General features: G+C 48.7%; 2 protein-coding genes and 1 riboswitch. Both genes read right to left on the bottom strand.

All coding sequences use genetic code 11. The features are described from left to right. Positions 1–1,958 (bottom strand): adenylate/guanylate cyclase domain-containing protein (locus tag V6D20_13085; GenBank protein HEY9816714.1); only part of this gene is annotated, 1,958 nt, incomplete at its 3' end. A gap of 613 nt (positions 1,959–2,571) precedes the next feature. Continuing rightward, on the bottom strand, positions 2,572–3,369 hold the full coding sequence (locus V6D20_13080) for a FecR domain-containing protein (GenBank protein HEY9816713.1): 798 nt from the start codon (positions 3,367–3,369) through the stop codon (positions 2,572–2,574). 290 nt (positions 3,370–3,659) lie between these two features. Then, positions 3,660–3,808, top strand: a riboswitch (cobalamin riboswitch). Positions 3,809–4,297: the final 489 nt, after the last annotated feature.

Here is a 4,297-nt window from a genome sequence, read left to right as displayed (position 1 = left end):
TGATGAACCGTTCGGTATAGCGATGGATCATCACCCTTCATGCCAACCAGGGTATAGAGACGTACGGTATTGCGTTCTCGTCCTTTTAGGGGATGATTGCCTACACACACCACATTCACCTCATCCTTCACCCACTGGTAGACAGAATCCGTGATTAGGATATCTGTCCAGAACTTACGGGTCATGCCTTCCACCCGGCTAGCAATATTGACCGTATCACCAATAACTGCATATTCTCTACGGCGCAATGAACCAATATCACCAGCAACGACTTCACCAAAATTTAAGCCGATGCCGTTAAATAAGATCGGTTTTCCCGCATCTTGCCACTTAGCTTGCAGATGAACCAATGCCTTACGCATCTCTAACACAGCTCGTACAGCATTGAGTGTATCTGTCCGTTCTCCTTGAGATAGCGGTGATCCAAATTCTGCCATGATCGCATCGCCAATGAATTTATCCACCGTACCACCTGCATTCAGAATCACTTCGACCATCACATCTAGATATTCATTGAGTTGCTCTACGAGGGCTTCTGGATCAGAGTTCATCGATAGAGTCGTAAACCCTCGAATATCACAGAATAGAATCGTAGCATTGAGGCGCTTACCCTTGAGTAAGGACTGGTAGTCCTCAGAATAGTGAGTGAGAATTTCCTGCACGATGGGAGAGGCTACGTATCGTTCTAACGTGCGGCGTAATCGTTGCTGCTCAAGCTGGCTTTGAATTGAATTGGCGACGATCGCCGTCGAACCACTAAGAGCGATCGCTCCTAGGGGAATCATGGTGGGTAAGCTATGCCTGCCCACAACAAAGATAATATAACTAATACTTGCCCAACTGAGAAACAGAACCAGGGTTGCCACCACCTGACGGGACGCCTTACGAACAACCCACAAGAGGATGCCGCTACTGCCGGTGATCATCAACACTAAGACGGCATCATAGCCTGGACGGGGCAGCCAATGGGTGACGACTTTTCCCTGCAAGTAATTGGCGATCGCCGTAGCATGGAGTTCAACACCGGGGGTGTGATCATCGAAGGGAGTGCGGACTAAATCTTCTAAACTGACGGCCGTTGCGCCAATTAATACAATCTTGTTGTCAAACGTTCTTTGCCGCTGATGCCTAGCCCAGGTCACCGGATCTAAAATCTCCCAAAATGGCACTTGGCGAAATGTTCTACCGCCAGGGCCATAGTAGTAGAGTTCCGACCTTGCCATATTGGGAGGAAGTACTGCTGTTCGTTCGGCAGCTTGTAGGCTAGCCTCGGCAAAACTTGGAAGTTGCGGAAGAGGCGAGGCAATGACCTCATCATAATAGCGACTGGGCTGGTCATAGATGCGGCCATCCACCCCTGGAATGACGTTAATATGTCCGTGATAATTATCTTCGGAACCCCATAGAATGGGCAGAGCTAGTTGATGGGTAAGATTACCGTCATGACTGTAGGCATCATAGAATCCTGCTAGAACAATGCGATCGCCATAGGCTTGCAGGGCCTGCTCTAGACTCTGATCGTCTTCAACTCCGTAAGAACTAGGATCTAGAAATAATACATCTAGGGATACCGATCGCGCCCTCGCCTGCATGAGACGATCAAGGGCGATCGCATAGGCACGACGTTGCCAGGGCCAGCTTTGGATGGGAGCTAAATCTGCATACTGTTCTGGTTTCGATGTATAAAATTCTCCTTGGATCAGAGATGCTTGATCGATAGCTAGAATAATAATGTCGTCGGGCGGTGTCACAACCCCACGCAATCGATAAAATATGATTTGCGATCGCTTTTCGATCAGCTGGGTTAAGGGATGGTTAGTAGCCGTTAGCGCAGTGCTACCAAGCGTGATGCATCCAATTATCACATAACTTAAGTAAATAAGACTTATCTTACGTCTGCCAGATGTACTCTTAGACGATAGGTTGGGTTTAAATTTCAATAAACAACGGCGTAACATGGTAATAAAACCCTTATTGCAGTCTTTATCTTTACGAATTTAGTATGACTAAGCCGAAAGCTCTGTTGATGGATAGCAATATCTAATCCAGTTAGACACGCTAGTCATCCAACGCTTTGGCAGCACCCAGATGTCAGTAGCCGCCTTGTCGCCCTTTTGGCAAGGCGGGGGATCGAAGGCAAGACATCCCAGCTGTGAATATTGGACTTAATCGGAATTAGGAAAAGCAATCAATTCTTAGCCCGAAACTGATCGATCTTATAGCTACTACATCTATTTGGATGTCGAGCAACTAATTACCGATGAGGTCTATTCCAACAGGATTGGGAATCCCCCATTAAAAGTTGACGGTGCGTTACGGCTTCGCCTAACAGCATCCTACAAGAAGGTTTATTGAAGTCCACCTACGGTCTACCTGTTTAGTAAGCAGGCAATGCATGGCGGGGAGCTACTAGACCGTAAGAAGGCGCTGCTTATCAAGCCATCATCTAGGCTGGGGTGCCCCCCCTGCTGCCCCTCAGGAAGGCCAACAAGATGGATAGCCGTACTCAACAACGCCCTCATCAAAAAGAGTTTAGAATCATGGATCCAGCTGATCCCACCATCTTCAACTCTAGAAAGGTAGGCTAGGTCGAGGAGGAGCTATAGACTCGATCGGTGAGATGCCGCTGGGATACGGCACACCAGGGAAGAGCTGGGTAAAGCTCTCACGAATTTGATCCATGCCTGGTAGTTCTCCCGAAAATGCATCAAATAATTCTCCCAGCAGAATTTCAATGAAGTCATTCGCGGTCATACGCTCCACGGTGCCAAAGTCTTCACCTTCTGTGGTTTGAACCTTTTCCCCCGCCATCAAGGTGATGGAATCCTGGTTGACATCCGATGTACCATCTGAAGTCTCTAATGGAGCGGTATCTGGGGCCGTATCGACCGCCACCTGCTTGCTCAGGGTCACTTCACCCTCTAGCACCTGAATAGTCTCCTGTCCTGCCTCATCAACGGATAGCAAATAGGTCGTACCTCTTACCCCAGCTAGGGTAGAGGGGGTGCAGCCATTGATCGAACCATTCACCAGTAGGGTGCCGCGCTGTAAATTGGCGCATTGTCCAATGGTCAATACAGAGTTGCTGGCTAGACGAGCTACTGCTCCTGTGTTGAAGTTAACTTGCGCGCGGGCACTGCCGGTGCGCACTTGCTGCCCTTGGCTAGCCGTATCATTCACCCGAGCGATCGCTTCTTGGATATAGACCTGATCGCTGTCTAAAATTTCGGTCACCCGTCCAGAGGTGATCGATTGCGCTGTGGTGGGCGTACTGACGACTGCAAGCCCAAAACATAGACATAGTCCCAATGAAAAACTCAAAACCGTTTGCCAGTGACGACCCATGAGCTCCGTAAATCTTCGTAGCATTCAAAATCTCCTGATCACAAGAATATATGGGGGGACATTCAATGGATTCCCCCTCAAAATTGTAATGGTGGATACTGTTTATCATGATTCAACACTTAAAGATCTTGTCTTGAATTGTTCAGAAAAAGAGACAAGTCATGTTGATCAATTGCGTAGATTCACGTGATCCCCTGATTGTAGCAATCCGATTTTCAGGATGGTTGCTGTTGGGTGTGAAGTTTCTGTTGTCTCCCAACGTGAGAGAGCATTGGATGGGAAGCAAGGACGGCTAGAACCCATAGGTGCTGTGATAGGCTTAGAACAAAGCTGGTTTTAGTGGGAAGCAGCCACTAAACGTAAGGGGGAAAGTTCGGTGAGAATCCGGCGCTGTCCCGCAACTGTGATGAGATGCATGATGAGTCTCTAAGCCAGGATGCCCGCCGCTGTAAGTTCGATTCATATCCATCTGCGAGGTACGGATGAGCCACCGTTTGAGTTACGTCGTGCATGATCAGTGTCTTCCATCCAATTGGCAGACCCATCTTTGCTCCTCATCCTCCAATTCGTTCTCTCCTTGTGGGAGCAGGGGAGCAAGAGGGTCTTCGAGTTTTTTGAGTCAACCAGGTCTTCAATCTAGACCTTGGAGGCAGAGTTCTGAGAGACAGGGCACACCTCGATGGTTGCCCACCTATACCCGAGGCACATCGGGGCACCCATGAGAAGGCTAGAAAAGCTGTACTGCTTGATGTAGCTATGGGGTTTTCTCAGCCTGACGTTAAGAATTCAAGTTACAGCCTAGTTCATAGGCGCGACTTATCACCATGCCTAGAAAGGGGCGATCGCTTCTCTCTAGACTCAGTCATGACGTTCATCGTGGCGATTGCTCTGGGAACTAGGGGCGATCGCCTCATCATTCGCTCGTTGTTTATGTCTAGTGTATGAGACTGCT

The organism is Candidatus Obscuribacterales bacterium, from assembly GCA_036703605.1.
Taxonomy (GTDB): domain Bacteria; phylum Cyanobacteriota; class Cyanobacteriia; order RECH01; family RECH01; genus RECH01.
Note: the sequence above shows the minus strand (reverse complement) of the source record. Positions and strands in the feature narration are given on the sequence as shown.

Coding starts and splice junctions, on each gene's coding strand:
- V6D20_13080 (HEY9816713.1), bottom strand. CDS start 3,369: ATGCTACGAAGATTTACGGAGCTCATGGGTCGTCACTGGCAAACGGTT.